This is a genomic window from Nostoc sp., assembly GCF_036917575.1.
GTDB lineage: Bacteria > Cyanobacteriota > Cyanobacteriia > Cyanobacteriales > Nostocaceae > Nostoc.
The window spans coordinates 18,010-43,184 of record NZ_JBALDC010000104.1 but is presented as its reverse complement, the minus strand read 5'-3'; the positions used below and the strand labels follow the sequence as shown (position 1 = coordinate 43,184).

The following is a 25,175-nucleotide window of genomic DNA, read 5'->3' as shown; positions in this document are numbered from 1 at the left end:
GCCGAATGATTAAGTTGCCCGATCAATTTTTTGCACTTCTTCATCAGATAGTTTCACATTGATAGCTTCTGCTGAATCTTCAATGCTCGAAACTTTGCTAGCACCAGGAATTGGTAAAATAGCAGGCGACTTGGAACGCAACCACGCTAAAACGATATCATACACCGATACGCCTTTTTCTTTAGCTAATTTAGCGATCGCAGAAATATCCTGCAAGTCCTGATGGCGACGACTACCACCAAAGGGACTCCAAGGTAAAAAGGTCAATCCTTGCTGTTCGCAATACTTCAATACACCGTCATTTTCTGGCTGTCGTTGCCAAGGGCTGTATTGATTCTGCACCGAGACAATATCTACTACATCCTGCGCCTGCTTAATTTGTTCAACGGAAAAGTTAGAAACTCCCACAAACCGAATCAAACCAGCCTCTACTGCTTCTTTAACTGGCGCTAGGGATTCTTCAATGGTGAAATTAGTATCGGGAGAATGGTATTGCCAAACGTCGATAGGTTTAGTATTACCCAATGCCTCAAAACTGACTCGAATTGTTTGGCGCAAATGTTCTGGGTTGCCATTGCCTGTCCAGTTGCCATTGGGACGCATTAACCCGCCCTTAGTTGCTACAATCACTTGACTAACATCGCCTTTGTAACTACTAAGTGCTTTGTGAATTAGCCGTTCATTGTGGTGCTTATCTGACTCATCTTTGCAGTAAGAATCGGCAGTGTCAATAAATGTAATGCCCACATCGAGGGCACGATGAATAACTTCAATTGATTGCGATTCGGGAGGGCGATTAGAAATTGACATAGGCATACCACCCAAACCAATCGCACTCACAAAGATACCAGTTTTTCCTAGCTGTTTAGTTTCCATATTTCTAGCTATATCTTTCTGTACCAATTATTTATCAGTTAATTATTCATCATAAATCCTCCCTAGTACTTAAACTTAAGGACGAGAAGTGAATATAATTATTCTTGATGTAAGGTGTAGAGATATCATACTATTTGATGACAATCGTCGATTGCTTTTAACTTCTAAAAATTTACCTACCCTACCCAATCTTGCTATATCCCTCAATACTTTCTCCCACAATTAGGAAAAAGCCAGCCAATTTCAAAGTATTTTTCGCAAGCATGGGAGAATGATTCAAGGTAAAGACTTTTGAATCGTGCAAAAATTTTAATAATTTTTAAAATAAAGTTAAAATTTAATTTTTTGAAATTCGTGTTTAATTGAGTCTTACTGAATTCCACTTTTATTTAAGCTTGTTGATATTTAACTCAGTTTGCCTTGCTATTAAAGGAAAAATATTCGCGTTCGATTATAGTGATTTATTAATATTTACGTCCGTTTAACGGACGTAAATATCATTACACAATTGTACTGGCTAATTAATTCATCTAAACTTCTTCAGAAATTTAGAAATTTGATTAGTAGCCCTCTATAGTAAAACCAGCAGCTTGAACTATCTGTTTAACTGACTCTTCAGAAGCCTCAGTATCTACAGTTACAGTTTTAGTATCTACGTTCACGTCTACTTTGGCATCAGATTCCATAGTCAGAATAGATTTAGTTATTTTCTTGGCGCACTCTTCACCTTTAATATCTGGAACTTTCAATTTAATTGCCATTATTTACCTCGTTACGCCAACTGGAATTTACATTCAATCATAATATCGATTTTAAAAGTGAGCAACATCTTACTGGAGTTATGGAGTTGGACATGACAGAAATAGTAATAAAAAATAGTTATACCTAAATTATTATTGACAAATTACCTAAGCAGTAAAACCAAATCAAAGGCCAAAATAGATAAAGTAATTTATGAAAATACACTTAGTACTATTAACTGATAAAAAGCCATTTTTTAGTTTGTTCTAGAGGCTCCACGAGACATTCCTCCTGCTTTTCTAATGGTTGGTGTTCAACATAATTGCTTTTGCAGCGCTACCCAATTGTACAAACGTCTATGCGTAAATCACGAAACTTTTTTCTCTGTAGTTTTTAATTTATTGTATACCTCAGGTACTTTTGCCTGATTTTTAACGTACATATAAATCCAAAAAACAGCTATCTTGCGGCATAGATATACTGTGGACTTCGCAATAAAGACCTCCAGTGACGCAATTATGATCCGAGTGTTGCACACTTCTAATTTGGGTATTGACGCTATAAACTGCTTCACGTTGCCAATGGAAATGATTACTCAAATGTGCTAGTAGTGGAAGTGCGATCGCTACAAGCAACGAAAAAATTAGCATTTCTCGTTTGATTTATTTTTTAATCTCTATGACTAGCTATGACTCTCCAAAAGACAGCTTGCTTACGCTATCGGTGGCGCGGCTTCAGGATACCGAAGTTGTCTTGCTTATAAACACAACCTAGTCAACTACAAATACCCACTTTGTCAGTTTGTCTAATTAAGATATGTTTAGTAAATAAAATAAATCGCTTACATCATCGGCTGTTATTTCACACTTGACATAAAGCATTGTGAGTGCAAAACGTCTGCCAGAAACCATTGCCCACGTCAGAATTACCCGCCAATCCTGGCAACACGGCTTCCTTGAGGGCGAAGTCAGTGCGGGTGAGTTTGAGTGGCATTTCCAGTGGCATTTTCGCCGGGGAGAACTTGCCGTCAAGCCTTCCCAAGGTCGCGCCTTGATCAAAGAACCCCTTGGTCGATTCTTGGAGCAACAAGATTACCAGCTAGAGCCTGGAGGAGACTATGCTTTTACGATTCGGGCGGAACTTTAAAACTTAGGAGTTATTTAATTTCGGATTTTGGATTTTAGATTGAAGAAAAAATCTAAAATTGGCTGGCTGCTGATTCAGTGAGGCGATTTAGGTATCTTTCGATTAAAAGGATGGCAACAATGTCATCTATGGGTCTCGGTGGCTGTCGTAGACCCTGTGGTAATAGCTTTATTAGCCCTTTGGGCGGGTACATTTGCCAATAGCGATCGCGTGCTTCTAAGGTTGTGTAGCGCTCATCCACTAAAATAATGCTCAGGGGTTCTGTCAATTCTTGATATAATTTCTGCCTCCACTGTTGGGCTGTAGTTTGGTCGCCCATGACCATCAAAGAGATGGGAAACCTTTGACGTAGTGTCTCAATGGTAGCGATCGCCTCTTTTGCTAGCAAGACCTGATGATAATACAGTTGCCGATCCAGTCCCATCACCCCTAAACCACACTTATCTCGACCTGGATCAAACCCCAAAATGACTGGTTGCGTTGGTGAAAATTCCCGGAAATTCATAAGAAATTAAAAATTAGAAATGTATCCTTACAGGGATCTTGCTACGCATCGTATCTGTTAGATAAAAAAGTAGCTACAGCAACTGTTTTTGCTGCTGTTCAATATGTTTAAATCTTACTAATAACAGTGTGCAAATAATTTTTTAAGTACTAAAAATAATTTTTCCGTTAACTATCGCCACTAATTTTACTCTCAATGGCCCAGCTGTATAAGTATCCTCTGCTGCGATCGCTTTGATCTCCAAAGGTTGATTATACTGTCTTAATAGGCTAACAAAGCGCAAAAAAGTCCCCTCTACTTGCACATTTTCGACAATTCCGGCATTTCGGGCCCGAAATTGGGAAGCAGAAATCAGTATTTCTAGACGCTGCTGTAACTGATAAGATGTCATGGTTTTGGAATCAGTAGTAGTCGTGGCTAGCACCGCGCCTCCCGAAAAAACTAGTTGATTCTGGGCTGTGTCCGCGAAAAATTCTATCTGCTTTTCTCCCCTAACGTAATTACCAGCAGAGAAAATTCGCACGACGTATTCTTGACCATCGCCAATCTGTTTGCTCAGTTGATCGACCCTATCCTGGGTCACACGCAGTAGCTCTACATTTGCAGGATTTGCACCAGGCTCGCTTAATTCCAGATTGGCGTTGCGATTGGCTTCTTGTAAAAGTTGTACCACTGCCTGATGAGCAGCAGCAGGTTGAGTAACACGAATTACAGCAGCAGATAGAACTTGACCGCGAACTAAGGCTAGCTTACCCAAACGCAGGTCGCGGTAGGACTGATAATATTTTTCCAGTCTGGCAACTTCCTGTTCTAGTTCCTCCTGCTGTGCTTCCAATTCTTTGAGGCGCGATTCCCGTTTGGCAATCACTTGCTCTCGTGCTGCAACTTCTACATTACGCTTTTGAATTAGTTGATCGAGTTGGGAAATTTTTTGATCGCGCACTTGTATAGCTTCTTGACGGTTAGCAAGTTCGCGATCGCGTTTTTCAATTGCTGTTTTAGCTTCGTCAATGGCTTTTTTCGCTTCTGCATAAAGCCGTTGACGTTCTGTCTTCAGTAGTTCAACTGCCGCCTGTAATTCCTTTCTCTGGTTGTAAACGCTTTGCAATTCAGCTATGGCTTTTTGGTATTGAGTCACAACCCGATCTAGCTGACCTTGAGTGCGTTGGAGTTGAGTTTGGGTTTGGGCTTGTTGACTAATTGTGCGGTTCAACTGAGCTTGTGTTTCCCTCTGTTTTGCATTTGCCGCCTGCAAGGATTGGTTAATTGCCTGCAAGTCTTGTTGTGCCTTTGCTTGGGCAATTCTTGCTTGGTTTAGTTCACCCTCTACCTGACTTTTCTGAGTTTCTGCGGTTTTTAGCTGTTCTCGCTTCTGTCTGAGGTCTGTTTGAATATCCTCTAATTCAAAGACTCCTTTTCGCAAGCCTTCGTCGGCAGCGAATAAAATCCCTAAAGTTGATGCTGAAATCAAACCACCAGTAAAAATTGTTACTAATACAGCAGTATTTTTCGGACGAAGTTTAAAAAGTGAGAGGCGAGCTTTGCCAACTCGTGTGCCGATGCGATCGCCGACAGTGGCAATTACGCCTCCCAGAATCAAAATTGCTGCGATGAGGATGTATCCGGTGGTCATCTTTAGCTACCGAAATCCTTTCAGATACAGCCTACTACTTTTAAGCATTGTCTGGAAAGAAGCGGAAATTGGCAATAGCTGAAATTATTCAATTTTAGATTTACCTCTAGCTATTAGTGTCATTTTTCAAAATACAACACGCGCCGATTCCGCTTTCTCCAATTGTTTTTATGTGAACTGCCTACTTAAGGTAACAGGTTTATGCACAGTAATCTTCTTTTTGTGAATAGAAATCATCTTTTTCTCACGCAAATCTCCTAGTAGCCTAGTAACGGTAACACGAGTTGAACCAATTGCCTCTGCGATCGCTTGATGAGATAACTTCAGATCAATTGTGATCCCATCTGCACAAGGAACGCCAAAATCCCGACAAAGAATTAACAAAAAACTCACTAATCGAGAACCCATATCTCGGTGAGCGAGAGTTTCAATCATCATCTCCGTTTGTAAAATTCGCGAAGACAGACCTCGCAGCATTAACATTGATAATTCTGGATTTTCCTTGAGTGCTAGCTCCACTTGTTCAATTGGTGCCGACAGTAATTCCACAGGAGTAAATGCAACTGCATGATAAAACCGATCCGACTTATTTCCTGTCAGCAATGACAATACACCAAAAACACTATTTTCCCGTAGCAACGCTACCGTTATTTCCTCTCCTGCCTCATACACCCTGGAAAGTTTAACAGCACCTTTTAAAAGAAAATAAACTCGTTCGGCAGGATCGCCAGGAAAAAAGATCGTTTTATTGCGTTCAAACGTTTCCACAACTGGCGGAAACGCCCCGGTCGCCATCTGACGAAAAACATTTGCTAGGGCTTTATCTTGTGTCACGATCATCTCCCTTCCCCTACCCAATGCCGGAAAAACAAAAACTGATTACCTAAGAATACACCCGATAAATGAATAAAGCACCGTCAACCTTTCTGTACTTTCCTATACTCAAACTAATCTCTTCATAACTCTTTGTTTATAATGATACATAATTGTTGATCTTTTCAGCTACTAATTGTTGATAAGTAGTTCCAATAGGTGTATTTAAAAGGTTTTTTGAAGAATAAATAAAGATATCTTGAGAATATCTTTAGGAAAAATCAAGATTTTTGTCACAGCAAACACTCTTACCAATATTCATTTTTGTCAATCCTGTATAAAACAAAGATAAATTCGCCTCAGATTCTAGTATGCTCCTAATGATCGATCGCATTAACAATTTATATGCTGAATCTGACTGGAAAAAATGCCCTTGTTACAGGTATTGCCAATAACCGCTCGATCGCCTGGGGCATTGCCCAACAGCTGCACAAAGCTGGAGCAAACTTGGGTATTACCTACCTGCCGGATGAACGTGGCAAGATGGAGAAAAAAGTCGCGGAATTAGTAGAACCCCTCAACCCCAGCTTATTTCTTCCCTGTAATGTCCAAGATGACGAACAAATTAAATCTACCTTTGAGACAATTGGCGAACAGTGGGGAAAGCTAGATATTCTGATCCATTGTCTGGCCTTTGCCAGCAAAGACGATTTAAGTGGAGATTTTAGCCAAACCTCTCGTTCAGGCTTCAACACCGCCTTAGAAATTAGTACTTACTCATTAGTGCAGTTAAGTGGCGCAGCTAAACCTTTGATGACAGAGGGAGGTAGTATCGTCACCCTGACATATTTAGGTGGTGTCAGAGCAATCCCCAACTACAACGTTATGGGAATTGCCAAGGCGGGGTTAGAAATGAGTGTGCGTTACCTGGCTGCTGAACTAGGGCCGCAAAATATTCGCGTGAATGCCATCTCCGCAGGTCCCATCCGTACTTTGGCATCTTCAGCAGTGGGTGGGATTTTGGATATGATTCATCACGTAGAAGAAGTAGCTCCTCTACGACGTACTGTCACTCAACTAGAAGTAGGCAACGCTGCGGCTTTCTTGTGTAGTGATTTGTCCAGCGGCATTACCGGACAAATTCTATATGTAGATGCAGGATATGAAATTATGGGAATGTAAGATAATTTGGGCATGGGGCATTGGGGATTGAGTATTAGTAAAATTCTTGTCCATTTTTCATTCCCTATGCCCTATGCCCTATTCTCCATGCCCTATTTCCCATGCAAACAACCAATCGCCAAGTTAATTCAAACTACGATCGCTTAACCCAAACCCCTCGGATTGCTACTGTTCACCGCACCACTGGCGAAACTAATGTACAAGTTACCATCAACCTGGATGGTAGAGGAACTTGCACAGCAGCAACGGGTATTCCGTTTTTGGATCACATGTTGCATCAAATTGCCTCCCACGGGCTGATTGATATAGATGTCCAAGCCCAGGGAGACTGGGAAATTGACGATCATCACACCAACGAAGATGTAGGCATTACTTTAGGGCAAGCTTTGAATCAAGCATTAGGCGACAGAAAAGGTATTGTCCGCTTTGGTAATTTTCTTGCACCACTAGACGAAGCCTTAGTTCAGGTAGCGCTAGACTTTTCTGGACGGCCTCACCTTAGCTACGGTTTACAAATTCCTACCCAGCGTGTGGGAACCTATGATACCCAGTTAGTGCGAGAATTTTTTGTGGCTTTGGTGAACCATAGCCAGATGACACTCCACATTCGGCAACTGGATGGCATTAATTCCCATCACATTATTGAAGCGACATTTAAAGCTTTTGCAAGAGCAACACGGCTGGCAGTGGAAATTGACCCCCGACGTGCTGGCATAATTCCCAGTTCTAAGGGAGTTCTATGAAGAAAGTCAAATTGGATATTAGAAATTGGCCATTGGCCAAACAGGGCATGGAGAAGAGACTTGGGGACTCTTGAGAATTGGGGACAAGGGGAAGGGAAAGACTTGTTGCAAGTTCTAACTTTAGTCACGTTGTCACCTTGTCCCCCTGCTTCCTTGCTTCTTCGCCAGTCCCTAGTTTTCAGTTCACGATAATTGACACACAGCTTGGTGATGGTTATTATCAGCCTACGGGTAATTTTTAATTAATACCAAGCTGATAAATAGTGATTTAACCAAGATGAAGTCTGTTGTAGATGACCCTAATTCTCAACTTAATACGATAGACATTCCACCAGTAGTCTTAACTTCTGAGTTGCGAAAAGTCTATCGCGCTGGGTTTTGGCTAAATCAAAAAGTCGTATCTCTCAAAAACTGTTCTTTAACGGTTTACAAAGGCGAAACCTTTGGGTTATTAGGACCAAATGGTGCTGGTAAAACCACCCTTTTAAAATTGTTGCTGGGAATTATTCATCCCACCTCTGGACGGGGATCGTTGTTGGGTAAGCCAATAGGCGATCGCAGTGTTAAGCAACATATTGGTTATCTGCCGGAAAATCCTTATTTGTATGACTATCTTACTGGTTGGGAATTTTTGCAGCTAGCTGCTGGGCTATTCCAAATTCCCCAAAGTGTCCAACGCCAACGTATTCCTCAACTGCTGGAATTAGTCGGTTTATCTCAAGCTGATGCCCGTAAAAAGCTCCTGCGCCGCTATTCTAAAGGAATGCTACAGCGTGTTGGTATGGCACAGGCATTAATTAATGAGCCAGATTTAGTTTTTCTGGATGAACCAATGTCTGGTCTCGATCCGGTGGGACGCTACCAAATGCGAGAAATTATCCTGGCGCTCAAAGCTGCTGGTAAGACGATTTTTTTCAACAGCCACATTCTGAGTGAAGTAGAACAGATTTGCGATCGTATTGCCATCCTCGCTCAAGGTGAACTAGTTTGCTCTGGTTCCCTCAATGAACTTTTAGGCGGAAAAAATACATATTACGTCAAAGGTGAAGGTGGTGACTGGGAAATTCTCAAAAAATGGATACCCACTCTCATATTTGAGCCTGATGGTTCCTGGCACGGTACATTACAGGATGATTACTATGATTTTCTTGCCAGTCTTCGTCTTATGGAAGGTAAAATCATCGCCATTAACTTGTCACGTCACTCTCTAGAAGAATTTTTTATTCAACAGATCCAAAGAAAAAACAACTCATTGAATTAGTCTTATTGCCAAATAGGAAATTTTCGACTGGCTTGAATAACAAAACCCAAAATTTTGCCTTTTTGAGTTCTCTTTGCCAACACAATCCACAAAAAATAAAATTCCGATATCTTTTCAAGGTTATTTATATTTATTTAATGAACTTGTTCCTAATTTTAGTAATTCCTTACTACTCATTGCAGATTTTAAATGTTATCAAATTGACTTTGACAAGAAAACTTTATTTGTGACTACTTGATTGTTGGCAAAGGGACAATTTATTGTATAAACTGGGTTGAGTTGCGTAAATCCTATATTTTTTGATATTACTCTATTCAAACAACATTAACTTTAAGCTAACTTCACTAAAAATTTAAGTTTAATAAACAAATTTCCTCCGGAAAATTACACTTTTTTAGGAAAATAAGAGTGTCGGGGAACTTGAATATTTAGGTATAGTCAAAATAAAAATGTTTAGACAGTACTTTATTGATTGTAGTTTCAGAGTCTCAGGTAAATATGCTTAACAAAAGTTTGTCTAAATTCATAATTCAGCCAGCTGTAGGTATGGCTTTGTTAACTGCTGTCAATGCCGCTGTGTCATCTGCCAGTCTAGCTCAGGGACAACCATTACCACCAACTACACAACCACCAATCACACAAACACAATTAGATACTAATTATTCATTAGGAGGCGGCGATCTCATCCGTGTAAATGTATTTGAAGTACCTGAATATACAGGTGAATATCAAATTCCCCCAGGTGGAGCAATTAACCTACCTTTAATTGGCAGTGTGTCAGTACTAGGGCTAACATCTGAACAAGCTTCTGACGAAATAGCTAGAAGATATGCTCGTTTCCTCAAACGTCCCTTGATCTCAGTCAATCTGTTATCGCCTCGTCCCATCAATATTTTTGTTGCTGGAGAGGTGACACGTCCTGGAGCTTACACTCTAAGCTTGAGCGGTGGCGCTGGGAACAATCCAGGTGTACAATACCCAACTGTATTAGCCGCATTAACAACAGCGCAGGGGGTGACTTTAGCTGCGGATGTGACTCAAGTTCAATTACGGCGTAAGATAGGACGTTCTTCAGAGCAAGCCGTCACCATCGATTTGAAGGAACTTATTCAAACAGGTAAGTTATCGCAGGATATTACCTTGCGGGATGGAGACACTATAGTTGTGCCAACTGCAACTAACTTCAACGTGGCAGAATCACGCAATATATTTGCATCTAACTTTGCTGCTAGCCAAACCACACCCCGCACGGTAACAATTATTGGTGAAGTAAACCGTCCTGGTTCATATCTTGTCACCCCAGGTAATACAGATAGCCAAGTGGGCGCAACCCCTAACAGTGGCACTGCCAGCCCCACTGGTTTACCAAATGTGACACGGGTAATTCAATTAGCTGGCGGAATTACAGCACAAGCTGATGTTCGTAATCTCAAGCTACGCCGACCTACAAGAACTGGCTCAGAACAATCTATAGATATTAATCTTTGGCAACTATTACAGAGTGGTGATGCTAACCAAGACATCATTGTGCAAGATGGAGATACGATTGTTATTCCAACGGCAACTGAAATTAACCCCGCAGAAGCTACTCAATTAGCTACCACTACTTTGTCTCCTACACGGATTCAGGTTGGTGTGGTAGGTGAAGTTAAAAGACCAGGGTTAACAGACGTTCAGCCAAATAGCTCTCTAAATCAAGCTATACTCGCTGCTGGCGGATTTAATGATGCCAGAGCTAGTAGTAAAGCTGTTGATTTAATTCGCCTCAACCCTAATGGTTCTGTCACTAAACGTATAGTAAAAGTGGATTTCTCCGCTGGGATTAATGAGCAAACTAATCCTATACTCCGTAATAATGATGTTGTGCTAGTCAACCGATCTGGTTCCGCTAAGACTGGCGATACCATAAACACTATAACTGGACCTCTAGGTATTATCCTTAATCTTCTGAACATTTTCGGACTCTAATTTAAGAGATAAATGCAAATTGGGGGCGTTGGCCAACCCTCTTCGTCCCTAAAATTGCACTATCCTTTAATCAAAAGCAAGTTACACATAACAAACACTCTACAAGGTATCGCTTCTTCCAAATTGCGTATTATAGAGGCTGTGATACTGGTTAGGACAAGTCTGCTATAAATACTCTGACACCCGCTCTCTTCTGATTTGCCAATGTTTTAAGTTATTTGACCACTATTATATATCTGTCATTATAATAATTTTAAGTAATATTACTTATACAAAAATACTGTAAACTTTACAACTTTCACTGTAAATTATTAATATGCATTGATAGGCTTTTAAAATCTTTATTGTAAGTACTCGGATTTCTTATGATAATGAGAATATTTTATAAAGCCGATTCCGTAAATACTAGTCACTAAATTATTTTTAGTAATTTAGTGATTCTTATTATCATAAGAATTATTTAAGTAAATTAACTAATTGATGACAGATATACTATTTTAACCACAGATACCGCGTATACACAGTAGAATGATGTCGAATTGGAAATGACGCCATTTGTACGGTTGCTTGGTGTTCATAAATACGGTAACTCTGAATACTGATATTTGTTTCAGTGATTTTATCAGATGTTTGCGATTTTTTAGAACACAAGCTCAAAAAGTGGTTCAGCCATATTTCGGCAAAAATGCGCAGGTTTAAACCTATAAAACCGTGTATAAACTTACAAGTGGCAGTGATACGACTGTATCCAATACTAGGTTATTAACTAAGGCTAGAGTTACTGACCTTTAACGATTGAGTTTTTGCAACATACCCTATTTTTCCCTATGATGATTCATGGTTTCGGTTTTCTCAGTTTGAGCGCATCTCTTGTACTTCCCTGGGCATTAACAGGTCTGGTTCAAGGGCAGAAAATAACAGAGTCTTTATTTAAAGATGTTCCTCAGTCATCGACTATTCAGGAAATACCACTACCTAACCGCAAGCTGATCAGTCGTATTTCAACTGCGACAACATACTATGTTAGTAATAACGGAAACGACAGAAATAGCGGGCTTTCTACCTCATCCGCTTTTAGGACACTTCAAAGGGCAGCAAACCTTACTAATCCTGGCGACACGGTACTGATTATGAACGGGGAATACAAGAATAGACCCCAAGATGGGGCTGTGCTAAATATTAAACGTTCTGGAACAGCAAATGCATGGATTAAATATGAAGCATATCCTGGGCATTTTCCAAAAATTCAGCACAATACATGGAATGGTATCTTGATTTCAAATAAAGCTTCATATATCGAGATTAATGGGCTGGAGGTCATAGGGAACAATGCTAACATCAAGCGTGAATATGCCTTAAGTCAAAAGCATAACACATCAAATCAGTTTACTAACGGGAATTGCATAAGCATTGGAGAACAAAACGAAGGTCGTTCTCATCACATAAATATTCTGAACAACAAAGTGCATGATTGTGGAGGAGCAGGTATCTCAGCAATTCAAGCTGATTATGTAAAAGTGGATAACAACACTGTTTTCAATAACTCTTGGTACACAGTTCATGGTTGCAGTGGCATTTCTATGCTTGATAATTGGAGTTCTGACAATAACAAGGGATACAAGATATTTGTTACCAATAACAGGAGCTATAACAATCGAATGTACGTTCCTTGGATTGTCCAGAATAGAATTACAGACGGTAATGGCATTATTGTTGATATTTCAAAAGGATATAGAGGACGGATTTTAATTGCTAACAACATCACCTACAAAAATGGCGGTTCAGGTATTCATTCCCATGATAGTCAGCATATCGATATTATCAACAACACGGCATATTTGAATCAGCAAAGTTCAGATGTTCAAAAAAAGGCAAAGGGCGAAATTTATGCTGGTTATTCGTCTGATGTCAAAATTTTCAATAACATCATGTATGCTTCCCCTGGTAATGCTGTGAATAGCAATATGAAGAATGTCAACGTCACTTATGACTACAATGTTTATGGCACTAATTCGACGATCAAGATTACAGGATCTCACGATATCATTGCAGACCCACAGTTTGTTGATGCCTCGGATCGTGACTTTAGATTGAAACCAACAAGTCCGGCAATTAATACTGGTTTAAAGTGGAGTAGTTTGAAAACCGATATTCAAGGCAATCCTCGTGTGTCCGGTTATGCACCCGATAGAGGAGCATACGAAAACCGATAGTAGTTAAAAGGATGGCATTGGTTTTGGTTTGTAGATAAAACTCTGTATAAACAAGAGTTTTATCTACAAACCAATTGGAGATGGGAAAGGAAGGGCCACAAGGGAAAACAAGACCCAATAGCACGACCGCATAAACAACAAAAGAAGAATAGAGATGCTGAAATTATGTGCGGCTACCGGAGAGATTTGGATGAATAAGGTTTTGTGCACGGAACAAACTGAATTATACATATAGGACTCATATTTGATTTTTGAACAAAACTCAGTACACCTTTATTCCTTCTTAAGAGTCCCCAGTCCCCAGTCCCCAGTCCCTTACCTCTACGAATGATTCAGAAATCAAATCGGATTGCTATATTACTTTCGAAGCTTGCGCAAACCTTAATGAACCCAATTAAACTGGAGTAGCAACACCTAAAAAAACCGGACTACCATTCTAAAAATTATCTATAGCTTCTAATATAGCGTTTCCTATACTGATGAAGATATACCTTATCAGATATAAGAGCGCTATATAATTATAAGTCCGGTTAATTACTTATTATTTAAAACTTCTTGCGTCTTTGCGTCAGTCTTTATTAATAAATATTGATCCGAAAATGATATAGCTACTAAAATAATTTTTTTGAAGCTTTATTTTTTTGCCAGTCCCTTAAACTCTTTTGTCAACTCTCTTGGTTTAAAATATTCGTGAGAATGATATCGATAACTAGTAGATTCATTTTTATCAATAACTCCATTGACTACTAAACCTAGAACGTTGTAATTGGATCTCTCTAATATCTCTTGAGCTGCATTAGCACTGTTGGAATCAATTACTCCGGGTCGGGCTACTAACAAAATACCATCAGTCATTTGGCTTAAAGTCAAAGCGTCGGCTGCCAAAAGTAGTGGAGGGGCATCAATAATTACAAAGTCATATTTATACTGAGATGAGAAATTCTCAATGAGTGATGCCATTCGTTTTGAGTCAAGCAAAGCAAGTGGGTTGGGAGGTCTAACTCCAGCAGTTAAAACATCAAGGTTGTCCATTACCTTTGATACGGCAATGTCAAATTCAGCCTGACCTACAAGAACCTCACTCAAACCAACTTCATTGGTTAGTTGCCAGAGATGATGCTGAGAAGGAACTCGCATATCTGCATCGATTAGTAAAACTTGACGTCCTAGTTGAGCGATCGCTGCTGCCAAATTAGCTGAAACTGTAGACTTGCCTTCTTTAGGAACTGCGCTAGTAATCACAATGGTTTTGAGCAAATTATCTGAACTTAAGAATTTCAGATTTGCTTGAATCATCCGGTACATTTCGCTCGTTAAAGAGTGGGGAGTATCCCTTACGGTAATTGTTTGAGATATTGATTCTACATTTGAATAACGGGAACGAAGCTTTTTAACAGACAAAGGAACAATTCCTAGCAAAGTATATCCAAATACATCTCTAATTTCTTTAAGTGTTTTTAGAGATCTATCTCTCATAGCAAGAAAAAGTACAGTTGTGGTAGCAAAAAATAAACCGAACATGACTCCTAGCACCAAAACAATTACTGTTTTGGTTAATGTAGGATCTTCGGGTACTAAAGCTTGAGCAATAATCCGGGAACTAGGTGTATTTGTATTTTCAACTAACTGTAGCTCTTGAACTTTTTTCAATAGAGTTTGATAGGTTGATTCTGCTACTTCAACTTTCCGTTCCAACTCTCGTTGGTTTTGTGCCAGTTGGGGTATGAGTTTCACCCGCTGTTCGTAGCTAGCACGAGAATTATATAGAGAGGAGAGTCTTTGAGTTAAACCAAAACGTTGTATTTCTGATTGCAAAAAGTTTTGTATCAAGCTTTGTCTAAGTTCTCCAATCTGCAATAGATTCTGGGGAACTTGTGTTTGATTGCCAATAGTCTGACCAACTTGTTGTTGCAGGAGAGATTTTAAATTAGCTTTTCTTGCTTCTAGGTTAATAATTATAGGATTATCATCTAGAAAACGGCTGCGCTCAACCGCTAACTGCCGATCGGTTTCTTGGAGTTGTGTAAGAATTCCCTGTACTGCTGGTGACTGACTAAGAGCACTTACAGCGATCGCTTCTTGAGAATTTAGCTCTACTTTCTGCCGCAGTTCATTGGTTTGGGCATTTACTTCATCTAGTTGAGCCTTGACAGTATTCATCTCATTATCTAGATTTCCAATAGTCGCAACAGCTGATCTTGTTTCCTCTGATAAATCTGCAATCTGATGCTTTTGTTTAAATATACGTAGTGCTACTTCTGCATTATTGACAGCAGCTTGAGTTGTAGGAAGTTGCTTGGCCATAAACTGACGAGTTGCTCCTGCCTCAGAGCGATTTGTCAGAATATCATTTTCTAAATAAAACCTCATAATTGTGTTAACTACTGCTGCTGCTTCTTCAGGATCGTGACTTTTATAAGCAATACGCAGTACATCTGTCCCACCAATAATTTTAAAGTTCAGGAGTTTCAGTAGTTCTTTTACCTCGAGAGGTTCACCATCGTTGTCTTTAAGTTGTAGTTTGTCTATTGTCGGTTGCAATAAAGCTGGGGAAGAAATAACTTCTATCTGACTGCTTATAGGATTTTGAGTTGCTACCAATGGTTTCAAATCTCCTGAGTCTCCTCCTTCAGAAGTGCTAGGGGAAAGACTATTGCCTGCTACTTTAAAACTGGGAACTCTGAATAACAGTTTTCCTTCTGCTTCATAATCTGGCTTCAGGAATTTTGTAGATATGGCACTCAGAATAACTGTTGCCACAAATATACTGAAGGCCGGTAGCCACCACCGTTTCAATATCAACAAGTAACGATTAAGGTCTAAATCAATAGATTCTCTAGATTCCATAGATTTTTCTGACATAAATCTTCCCAAGTACAGGTCTTAAGCAAGAAACTAAAAATTGACTTAGAACAGTCACAAACCAGTGCAATTGACAATACTGATTATGTATAATTTTACAATATAAAATATAGTATAGACCAATACGATTAAGTTAAGGCTTAACTCCTTATCAAAATCATTTTTTTACGAACCGCCAAAGACGCAAAGACAAAGAAGCAATAAATACTTAACTGTCTTGTAGTATAAAGTATTGAAGTTAAAAATTTGATCCCCATTTTGTGGAAATGTGTACCTTTATTCAGCAAAAAACTGTTTTTGGGATTTTAGATGAGTTAACTACGTCCTAACTATAACTGCCATCCTATCAATCAATCTAACCCTTTAATAACAGCACGTTCAACTAAAAGTTTTTTGCATTAGCTATTAATATTCAAATTTATCTCTGGATTATCAAAGGCTTGATTTTTTACTTGGATATTATACGGCTATATTCTTTATTAAATCAACTATTTTAGCCAAAGGCAAAATTTCAAAATCAAGTAAAAAACTCAACTTTTAGTCAGTTTGTAATTTTTGACTATAAATATCTATTCATTACTCAATCCAATTACTTAGTATAGTAATTCTGAAAGTTAAAGCCGCTATCTACTTTGCCAAACTTTTTCGTAAGCATCTAATAGTTTTGGAGCTTGATATTGCCATTCAAGAATCTCCTCCATTCTGCGTCGTCCCTCGGCTCCGAGCTTTTCTCTATGTTCAGGAAAATCTAGAAGTTCTAGAATTTTTTCGGCAAATTCCACCTCATCGTTAGGCTTGGCGTAAAGAGATGCTTCTTGTGCAGAACGTCTTCCCTCTCGCAAATCAAACTGTACAATTGCTTTTCCCATTGCCATATATTCAAGGATTTTATTCATGGTGCAGTTTTCGTTATAAGCAGATGTTGGAGAAGGCTCTACACACACGTCGCAACTGGAAAGCCGCTCTAAGAGTTCTTCACCTTGCTTAAACCCTGTGAATTCTACAAACTCATTCACTTTTAACTCTTTAGATAAGTCCTTGAGCTTTTCTGCCATAGGTCCACTACCAATTAGCATAAAGTGAATATCAGAGCGATTTTTTTCGTGGACAATGTAATATACCATTCTTAGGAGATAATCAATACCCTCTGGTTCTCCCATGACACCCATGTAACCTATCAAGTAGTTTCTACCTCCACGGTAATTGGGGTTTGGAGGCATTCGGCGAAAGCGCGAAAGATCCGGCGCACTACGAACTACAAATACTTTCTCTGGTTTCTTGTGTCCACGGTTAAGAGCTACCTCTCGATGTGACTCGTTCGTTGAAATTACCATGTCTGCTGTGGCATAGGTCAAGCGTTCAGCCCAGCGTAATCCATGATAAAAAATATCGCGCCGCCGATACTTAGCTTCATACATCTCCGGACTAAGGTCATGATGATCGAAAATAATACATATACCATGAAATAATTTAAACCATGCTGCTACTAAGAAAAGTAAATCAGGCGGATTACAAATATGTATGACATCAAAACCACGCTCTCGCCATACCCTTTGAGCTAGACGGAATTGCCAGTTAATCGCCCAACTGTACTCTCGGAGATAGCCAATAACAGAACTTTCTTCTGGTGGTAGAGGATGACGATAAATGTGAATCTGCTCAATAATTTCGTAATCTTTTTCAAAGCCATTACCCGTAGGTGAAATTACACTAACTTCATACCCAGCTTTTTGCAAAGTAGTTGCTTCCATCCATACTCGTCTATCAAAGGGAACTGGGAGATTTTCAACGATAATTAGTACTTTTTTCGGTGATACCATAATAATTTCAATTTTTAATTAGTTTAGTAATTAATTATTCACTCGCTTGGAAAAATGGTCAAAACCCTTAATTTATGGGTATAGCCAGGGTAAATGTGAAACGTCAGTTTAGTAAAACACTCACTTGTCAAGTCTAAAATATACCTTATTTATGGAACCTATATTCATAACTTCGCGAAACTAGGTTAAATAATAAACATGCATATATACATCATGATAGCTATCAGTTTTGCTGTTATTAGCTGGTTACAATTATATTGATTAATCATCTGATTTTACATTCTGACCGAAAGAGATGCCGCCACATAGAGTATCCAAGTCAAACTATTTGATTCCATTAAGTTAGACTCAGTGAGGCTAGATAAAAGTATATATGTCATATGTGTAAGGGGCCAAATATCAAATGCTGTTTTGCTATTACGCACCCAAGCAAATCCTCGCAGATAACTGCGCCAAAATCCTAAAAAGAATACTCCTAACCCTAAAAGACCCAAATCTAGGCAAAGAGCCAGATAACCATTGTGGGGATGGTTTGGTGTCCATGCAGCTGCAAGCCAAATATCGGCAGATTCACCATTCCATCCTTGCCAGAATCCACCATAACCGTAACCAAGCCAAGGATGCTTCCAAATCTTATCAATTACTAATGGCCACAACTCTGTTCGACCCGTCAGTGTTGCATCTTTACCAATTGCACCGAACAGGATACTCGCGTCACTAGACAACCAAAAATATAAACTTTGGCTGATAATCGCCATCATTACTAGGGTTGGTACGATGAACTGGTAAGACCAACGCCAAATTTGAAAAGCAAAAAATGCCAATATTATTATTAATAGATTAAGTAAAGATGCACCGGAAGCGGAAAGCCGTAAGAGTAGTATTGACAAGCTAAACCCTGCCCAGAAAAGCCAACTACGTCTTTGAGTTTGATAACCAAGGATAAAAAAAGTCATACTACTCGTTACCATTCTTGCTCCCAGACCGTTTTTGTGCGTGAATACTCCACGCCACTTTGAGCCATCCAAATCGCTCTGTATTCCGTATTTAGGCAAAGCTATGGCAAAAACAAAACTGAGTATTATAATAATTGCAAAATTCCAAGCAAGTAAATGTAACTGCTGTTTTAAGCTATATCGCGAAGCAAAGTATAGTCCAAATAAACTGGAATTAATGAGGGAAAAACTATTTTTTAATGTTGTTGATGGTTCAAAAGACCAAATAATAGAAACAGCTGACAAGAAAATTAAAAAATAAAGCCAAAAGTCTTTCTTAAGGAAATAAAGAGTTGTCTTCCAACGCAAAACTAATAGTACTAAGGTAACTAAGTAGATTAAAGAATAAAAAATCCGAATTAAAGAGCTATCATATTCTATTAAATCCTCTTGTCCTGCTCCTCCTGATAGTACAACAACAAAAATTGCCCCGGAATACATTATTAAGCTCAAAACGGTGAATGCCTGTTCAGCAAAAATTAGTATTTTCCTCATATAAATTAACTAATATTTATTTTGCATATTTATTTCTTTATAATAAATTTGAGCTGTTTGAGCAGCAATATTTGACCAATTTAAATCTTCTTGACAACGAGCTAATGCCGCAGTTTGCATACGTTGTTGCAAGTCGCGATCGCTTAACAAATAAATAATGGCATCAGCTAAAGATTGGACATTACAAGGTGGAACTAACAACCCATCTTTTTTATGCTGAATTATCTCACTTAATCCTCCTACTTCAGAGGCTACAACCAGTGTTCCCATCCCATAAGATAAGGCTGCTACACCACTTTGAGAAGCTTCTATGTATGGTAAAACTGTTACCGTACTGCGTTGAAATAGCTTACTTACTTCTTCAAGAGGAATAAAGTCATTGATAATTTCGTAGCGTTTCTCATCATAACCATTAGGGAAATATTGTTTTATGTTTTCTCCCCGTCCAGCGATAATTAACTTGACTTCAGGTATACGTTCAACAATTAAAGGCATAGCCTGAAGTAAATATTTCAATCCTTTATAAGGCCAGATGCGTCCAAAAAATAGTAATGTATTTAGATCGCGAGTCTGACTATTGTGATTACCCCGACGCTTATACAAACTACCAAGTTCCCCATGTGGTAAAACATTGACTCGCTCTTGAGGTATACGGAATTGTTCAATTAGAATCTTTTTTAGTTGATGAGTATGAACAATCAATTGTTGGGAACGGTAGAAAGCAATACGCCTGGTATACTCTGAACCGAATACAGACATCCTATCCCCTGGGTGACGAAATATATCATGAATAGTTGTCACCAATGGTGGCATTTTGTTGAGTAACAGTGTCCAATCATACCAAGGATCGTTAGTTTCTTGCACATGCAAAATATCTGGCTTTATTTCTTTGATAATACGCATCATCGCGTACATAGACAATAAATTGCGCGGGTCGCGAATCCGTGGTTTTTTAAAGGTAATTACGCGGATACTAGAATCAAGAACATTGCCGCATACATTTGAGAGTTTTTCCGGGTGAATAAGCGTTAAATCAACATATTTAACCAAACTGTTTGCTAATTCAATAGTGTAATCTTCAAAACTAAAATGTAATAAAGCAACTTTAATCATAATAAAAATTCTACTCTTGCTCAAGTTTAATGAGTTAATGGTAAAAATCTATTTTCAACAATTACTACTATTTTAAAAATTTTAGCCATAAAAAACGGAACCCACCAAACGCACGAATACCTAAATAAATCACAAATAAAGAATAGGCGCAAGTTGCAATGAGTAAAGTGAATATAAAATCTAATTTAATTTTTTGTAATAAAATAAATATAGGTAACATGAGAATGCTTATTATTAATGGACGGCAAAATATTCGCCATAAATTTAATGAAAATAAGCGAGTATAGGTGAAATAAATATACTGGATAGAACCAAAAATAGTCATTAATAATGCTATTAAAGCTGCACCTAGTAACTTATAGTGCGAAACTAATACCACACCTCCTAAGCTTCCTAATGTAGTAGTAATAACTACTTCACGTAGGTTCACTATCTCGAAACCATTGGCTACAAGTAAATAACTCAGTGAGCGTGCAAACGGCAAGAAAAGGAGTGATGCAGCGGCTAAACTAAGGGCTATATTTGCTTCAGCAAAGCTAGTATTATAGATAAAAATTAATAAATCTTTGCCAAAGAATAAGATTCCAAGGTATAACGGCAATGCAATGATTAATAAAATTTCGATAATATTTTCAGCTATCTGCTTCTGCTTGTGCCGTCCTTGCTCTACTGCCTTGGAAAATCTTGGAAATATTGCTAAAGTTATACTATTAGCAATAATCAAAAAGGGTTGTAGTAATTGTGTTATTCCACCAAATAAACCTACTAAAAGTTCATTTCCCAATAATGAAAGAATCAATATTTGAATTCTGCCACTAACTACAGCCATTGCTTCAATAGCAAAAAATGTCCGCGCTTCTTTAATTGTATTAAAGACAAAACTTCTATCAATCTGCCATTGTATTTCTACTAAAGGAACAATAAAAATCCATTCAATTATCAGAATTAGTGTTTCTGAAAAAAATAGGATTCCCCCCAAATATTCAATTCCATATTTTAGTTGCATCGCCCAAATCATTATTATTAGGCGTAGGATATATATCGGCACTGTAGCGATCGCTATCAGATGCATCTTTTCTTTAGCTTGAAAAATCGCCTCTGTAATATTAGAAAGCGCAAAAGGAACGATCGTTAAGCCCATTATGTAACAAACAGTCGAGGTCTTGGGACTATAGGGAAGCAAAAACACTACAATTATCAATGCTGCATAACTAAATAAACTAAATATTAACTGTAGCCACGTACCACTCATTAGATAGACTGGTGTTTTTTGTGGATCACGAGCTAGTTCTCTAGTAAACAATGTCTTTAGCCCTTGTGAGGCAATGCCCACAAAGATAAAATAGTAGCTATATGCGAGTAGATATTGACCTAAAGCCTCAGTTCCTAAAGTACGGGCAATAGAAGCGGTTAAGACAAATGCTGTAATGCTTTGTGCTAACCGATTGATTATCATTGAAAGGGAATTACTTATGAATTTGTACTTTTCTACCATTCTTGTAATTCTTAATTCAGCTTAATTTGTTCATTTTGATTTACCATAATTGTTTCGGATAGATCCTTATAAATGAAAGAAGTTTTTTATATCTCCTATATCTCCCTTAAACAGGTAACTAATCGGCAAGGTAGAAAAATATAAACTTAATCCACTATCAACTAAACTGTAGACTGCAATACTTTTCTCGATACGTAACCTAAATTTTACAATTCTGAATTTGCACAGCTATGATTTTATTCTTTAGTAAGCACCATCTTTTTTCAAAACAACCATAACTGTTTTAAGGAGAATTTCAAAGTCTAAAGCAAGTGACCAATTTTCGATGTAGCTCATATCCAGGTGAATCACTTGTTCAAAATCTAAAATATCAGATCGACCTGATACTTGCCAAAGACCTGTAATACCAGGCAAAACTTCATGTCGAATAAAATGATGTTCAGAAAACTTGTCAACATCTCTAGTAGGTAGAGGACGAGGACCTACTATACTCATTTCTCCAAGGATAACATTAAAAAGTTGGGGCAATTCATCTAAGCTATAACGTCGGAGAAACTTTCCAACACGGGTAATACGAGGATCGTCTTTTATTTTAAAGATAATACCATCTTTTGTTTCATTTAAAGCTTCTAATTCCTTCTGTAGTGTTTCTGCATCAGACCTCATAGTTCTGAATTTCCATACTTTAAACTGTTGTCCATGTAAACCTATACGAGTTTGCCTGTAAAATACTGTCCCAGATGAGTCAAGTTTTATAGCTATGGCTATAGCTATATAAATCGGGAATATTAACATTACAAATAAAGTTGCCAAACAAAAATCACAAATACGCTTTATCCAAAAATCTTTACCTGTAATTATTGGGCAATCTAAACTCAGACAAGGCATTCCCCCTATCTTGTTAAATTCGATGTTTCTATAAATTGGTTTCAATTCCATTGGTAAGATATGTACTTGAATCCCAGATGCTTGAAATAACCAGCACAAGAACATTCTATTTTTTAGAGCATCCCAAGATATAAAAACTTCTGTTACACCTAATTCATTAAGTTGACTCAATGTTTGCTGACGTTTGTATCTATCTAATGAGTTAGCATTTGCCGTTCCAGAGACAATATAATGCTTTTCTTTTTTTATAAAGCTAGCAATTTGCTCACGATCTTGAGGATCGCAAATAATGAATACAGAAGAACGAACGATTTTTTTCTGCTTACGTAAATATTCGAGAGTAATATTTACAGCATATCTTCCAGTACAAATAAACAATATACTTAATAACCAAGATAATAATGTCAATCTTGGGTTTGTGATGTCAACAACAGGCTTATACAAAGAACAAACAATGAGTATTAATCCATGAGCAAAAGTTAACGATTTGATAATATTCCAATAGTCATAGCGTTTTTGGCCTTCTCGATAAATACCTTGGATAGCTAGCGATCCGATTTGAATTCCAATAGTTATTAAAATCGGAAAATATTGACTCGGTACATACCAAGAAAGATGCTCAGAAGAAGATTGATATCCAGCAAAAATCCAAGCTAAGGACAACAAAGTATAATCTACTAAAAACAATGTTGTTAATCTTAACCACCACGAACCCTTACGTACAGTGACAAATGCAGATGCACGTAAATCTGAAGATACTTCACTCAATTTATTTGTTGCAATGCTTTGATTACTCATAGCTTAGTAATGCCTAGTATTGTTAAAAAAGTTATGAAAAACCATATAATCGTGACATCTTAACTCACGTTTTTTTCAAAAAAGCTTGCTCTTTATAATCTATTCTTGGACTTTTTTTTAGAATAACTTATAAGTTCTTTGTTAAAAGTATATTGTAGGATTTTATTACTTAAATTTAGTTGATATGGTAACGTCCATCCTGTTTTACCTGTAAATTTCTAGCTTTGATGCTAAAGGAAAGTAGAAAGGATTTGTTAGTAAATTAACTTAGTATGTTTTAATAACATTTCTGACATTAACAATCAACTTGGTCAGGTAGACAATATTAGTATTTTTAATGTACGTATACAAAATAATTGGTCTGGATTAGCATAATTAACTCTCTTTTTGCAATTTTTCCAGAGAATAATCTCTAATTTTTAGGGACTTTAGTAACAAGGCTATTTAAATAGATAAATCATAGATAGCGATCGCATAACCCATGATTTTGCTTAAGACTCAGGATAGACATAATTTACTTTTCTTCCAAAAGCGAAAAAATAGGTATAACATCGCAGATTTACCCTTCTTAACAGAGATATAGTTACATCTCTTCTTGATAGATTACTTTAGCATATTTGCTTATACTATTTTAGTTTTGATTAGAAACTTCTTTATTTTTTTACGCATAATTACTTATTTAACAAAATATTACACAATTAACATATAATAAAATGCATCAAAAGTTTGATTATTGTTACGAAAATTTACATATACAAATATTGTGATTTAACTTGAGTCAGCTTCATGGGTATATTTTATGACTTACCTATTAACAGAAAAGCTAAAATAATATGTATAGCTTTCAAAGCTGATAACTAGATTTTTAGATAGGATTTTGGCAATCGCACCCAATCAACATTGATTTACAAAAGCGTGAAAGAAGGTATTTACGTTGTTTCACAAGATAGTTATTTTGTACAGTGCATAAGTTCTATATCTAAAAGAATTAGTAGCAGATTAATGAAAATAATTCTTAATAAATTAAGTTAAGCTCAATAATGTTTAATATTTGTAAGTCTTGCAGTATATTCATTTTAAACATTTTTACCTCCTGAGAGAGTCTATTTTTTTCATGTACCTTTTTGTGTCCTATATTTGGATTTTAGACCGCTCTAAATCCTTGTCTATTAAAAATTAAGAACTTAGGCACGGTCATATCACCGTCAAAAAATCAACATCAGACTTGCTGCGAGTCATTATTTATAACTAAAACACTTGAATAAGTTTTCACTCTAAGAAAAAGCAATGCTTTTAATGTATATTATATTACATGTATTTAATTATTAATTTTATGTGGAAGACTTTGACTTTATGTATGCTTTATATAGTGAGATAAAAGCATGCTGGTGATGGTTTCACTGAGTCAATATAACGCTCTTTCGTCAGTCTTGATGAAAATTAATGATTTTTTATCGTCTCGGCTGACGAAAAATTAACCTTTCAACTTAAACTCATGGAAGAATAATAAGTATAAAAGGATAAATAAAACTTACGCACTGTACAAACAAATCATCTTGTATATAACGTAAATAGGTTGTTTCAGCGGTTTACAAAGGATATTTTGTAAACCGCGATAGTAAGAAGAC

Annotated in this window: 19 protein-coding genes; 7 read left to right on the top strand and 12 right to left on the bottom strand. The window is 37.5% G+C overall.

Annotation, left to right across the window (positions count from 1 at the left end; translation table 11 throughout):
- Positions 1-9: 9 nt before the first annotated feature.
- The 3 genes from V7K79_RS29215 to V7K79_RS29205 form a co-directional block, all read right to left on the bottom strand.
- On the bottom strand, positions 10-876 hold the full coding sequence (locus V7K79_RS29215; RefSeq protein WP_335052966.1) for an aldo/keto reductase: 867 nt from the start codon (positions 874-876) through the stop codon (positions 10-12).
- A gap of 560 nt (positions 877-1,436) precedes the next feature.
- On the bottom strand, positions 1,437-1,637 hold the full coding sequence (locus tag V7K79_RS29210; RefSeq protein WP_335052964.1) for a heavy-metal-associated domain-containing protein: 201 nt from the start codon (positions 1,635-1,637) through the stop codon (positions 1,437-1,439).
- 411 nt (positions 1,638-2,048) lie between these two features.
- The gene (locus V7K79_RS29205; protein ID WP_335052962.1) at positions 2,049-2,267 is read right to left on the bottom strand and encodes a hypothetical protein; all 219 of its coding nucleotides are present in this window, start codon (positions 2,265-2,267) and stop codon (positions 2,049-2,051) included.
- Positions 2,268-2,499: 232 nt separating this feature from the next.
- Here V7K79_RS29205 and V7K79_RS29200 point away from each other — a divergent pair, with 232 nt between their 5' ends.
- On the top strand, positions 2,500-2,763 hold the full coding sequence (locus tag V7K79_RS29200; protein ID WP_069070640.1) for a DUF3146 family protein: 264 nt from the start codon (positions 2,500-2,502) through the stop codon (positions 2,761-2,763).
- Between the two features lie 52 nt (positions 2,764-2,815).
- On the opposite strand, the gene V7K79_RS29195 is transcribed toward V7K79_RS29200, so the two are convergent.
- The 3 genes from V7K79_RS29195 to ntcA all read right to left on the bottom strand — a co-directional run bounded on the left by V7K79_RS29195 (position 2,816) and on the right by ntcA (position 5,741).
- Positions 2,816-3,268: a resolvase gene (locus V7K79_RS29195; RefSeq protein WP_335052960.1), complete on the bottom strand. Its 453-nt coding sequence runs from the start codon at positions 3,266-3,268 to the stop codon at positions 2,816-2,818.
- A gap of 142 nt (positions 3,269-3,410) precedes the next feature.
- Positions 3,411-4,901 carry a DUF3084 domain-containing protein gene (locus V7K79_RS29190; protein ID WP_335052958.1) on the bottom strand — a complete coding sequence of 497 codons (1,491 nt, stop codon included), beginning with the start codon at positions 4,899-4,901 and terminating at the stop codon, positions 3,411-3,413.
- A gap of 168 nt (positions 4,902-5,069) precedes the next feature.
- Entirely contained in the window at positions 5,070-5,741 is a 672-nt protein-coding gene (gene ntcA, locus V7K79_RS29185; protein WP_094347373.1) for a global nitrogen regulator NtcA, read from the bottom strand.
- A 378-nt stretch (positions 5,742-6,119) separates the two neighbouring features.
- On the opposite strand from ntcA, the gene fabI reads away from it, so the two are divergent.
- From fabI to V7K79_RS29160, 5 genes are all read left to right on the top strand, one after another.
- Positions 6,120-6,896, top strand: coding sequence for an enoyl-ACP reductase FabI (gene fabI / locus V7K79_RS29180; RefSeq protein WP_335052956.1), 777 nt, complete (start codon positions 6,120-6,122; stop codon positions 6,894-6,896).
- A gap of 101 nt (positions 6,897-6,997) precedes the next feature.
- On the top strand, positions 6,998-7,639 hold the full coding sequence (gene hisB, locus V7K79_RS29175) for an imidazoleglycerol-phosphate dehydratase HisB (protein WP_335052954.1): 642 nt from the start codon (positions 6,998-7,000) through the stop codon (positions 7,637-7,639).
- A 277-nt stretch (positions 7,640-7,916) separates the two neighbouring features.
- The gene (locus tag V7K79_RS29170; protein ID WP_335052952.1) at positions 7,917-8,900 is read left to right on the top strand and encodes an ABC transporter ATP-binding protein; all 984 of its coding nucleotides are present in this window, start codon (positions 7,917-7,919) and stop codon (positions 8,898-8,900) included.
- A gap of 498 nt (positions 8,901-9,398) precedes the next feature.
- On the top strand, positions 9,399-10,868 hold the full coding sequence (locus V7K79_RS29165) for an SLBB domain-containing protein (protein WP_335052951.1): 1,470 nt from the start codon (positions 9,399-9,401) through the stop codon (positions 10,866-10,868).
- 827 nt (positions 10,869-11,695) lie between these two features.
- Positions 11,696-13,081 carry a choice-of-anchor Q domain-containing protein gene (locus V7K79_RS29160; RefSeq protein WP_335052949.1) on the top strand — a complete coding sequence of 462 codons (1,386 nt, stop codon included), beginning with the start codon at positions 11,696-11,698 and terminating at the stop codon, positions 13,079-13,081.
- Between the two features lie 633 nt (positions 13,082-13,714).
- On the opposite strand, the gene V7K79_RS29155 is transcribed toward V7K79_RS29160, so the two are convergent.
- The 3 genes from V7K79_RS29155 to V7K79_RS29145 all read right to left on the bottom strand — a co-directional run bounded on the left by V7K79_RS29155 (position 13,715) and on the right by V7K79_RS29145 (position 18,734).
- Entirely contained in the window at positions 13,715-15,943 is a 2,229-nt protein-coding gene (locus V7K79_RS29155) for a GumC family protein (RefSeq protein WP_335052947.1), read from the bottom strand.
- 623 nt (positions 15,944-16,566) lie between these two features.
- Complete coding sequence (locus V7K79_RS29150) at positions 16,567-17,763, bottom strand: glycosyltransferase family 4 protein (protein ID WP_335052945.1); 1,197 nt, start codon at positions 17,761-17,763, stop codon at positions 16,567-16,569.
- A gap of 275 nt (positions 17,764-18,038) precedes the next feature.
- Positions 18,039-18,734: an O-antigen ligase family protein gene (locus V7K79_RS29145; RefSeq protein ID WP_335052944.1), complete on the bottom strand. Its 696-nt coding sequence runs from the start codon at positions 18,732-18,734 to the stop codon at positions 18,039-18,041.
- An 88-nt stretch (positions 18,735-18,822) separates the two neighbouring features.
- Here V7K79_RS29145 and V7K79_RS29140 point away from each other — a divergent pair, with 88 nt between their 5' ends.
- Positions 18,823-19,020 (top strand): hypothetical protein, encoded by a 198-nt coding sequence (locus V7K79_RS29140; protein ID WP_335052942.1) that lies wholly within the window; start codon positions 18,823-18,825, stop codon positions 19,018-19,020.
- A gap of 242 nt (positions 19,021-19,262) precedes the next feature.
- Here the strand turns inward: V7K79_RS29140 and V7K79_RS29135 are convergent, their stop codons facing one another.
- The 3 genes from V7K79_RS29135 to V7K79_RS29125 form a co-directional block, all read right to left on the bottom strand.
- Positions 19,263-20,366, bottom strand: coding sequence for a glycosyltransferase family 4 protein (locus tag V7K79_RS29135; RefSeq protein ID WP_335052940.1), 1,104 nt, complete (start codon positions 20,364-20,366; stop codon positions 19,263-19,265).
- Positions 20,367-20,433: 67 nt separating this feature from the next.
- Entirely contained in the window at positions 20,434-21,861 is a 1,428-nt protein-coding gene (locus V7K79_RS29130) for an oligosaccharide flippase family protein (protein ID WP_335052938.1), read from the bottom strand.
- A 243-nt stretch (positions 21,862-22,104) separates the two neighbouring features.
- The gene (locus V7K79_RS29125; protein WP_335052936.1) at positions 22,105-23,547 is read right to left on the bottom strand and encodes a sugar transferase; all 1,443 of its coding nucleotides are present in this window, start codon (positions 23,545-23,547) and stop codon (positions 22,105-22,107) included.
- Positions 23,548-25,175 lie beyond the last annotated feature (1,628 nt).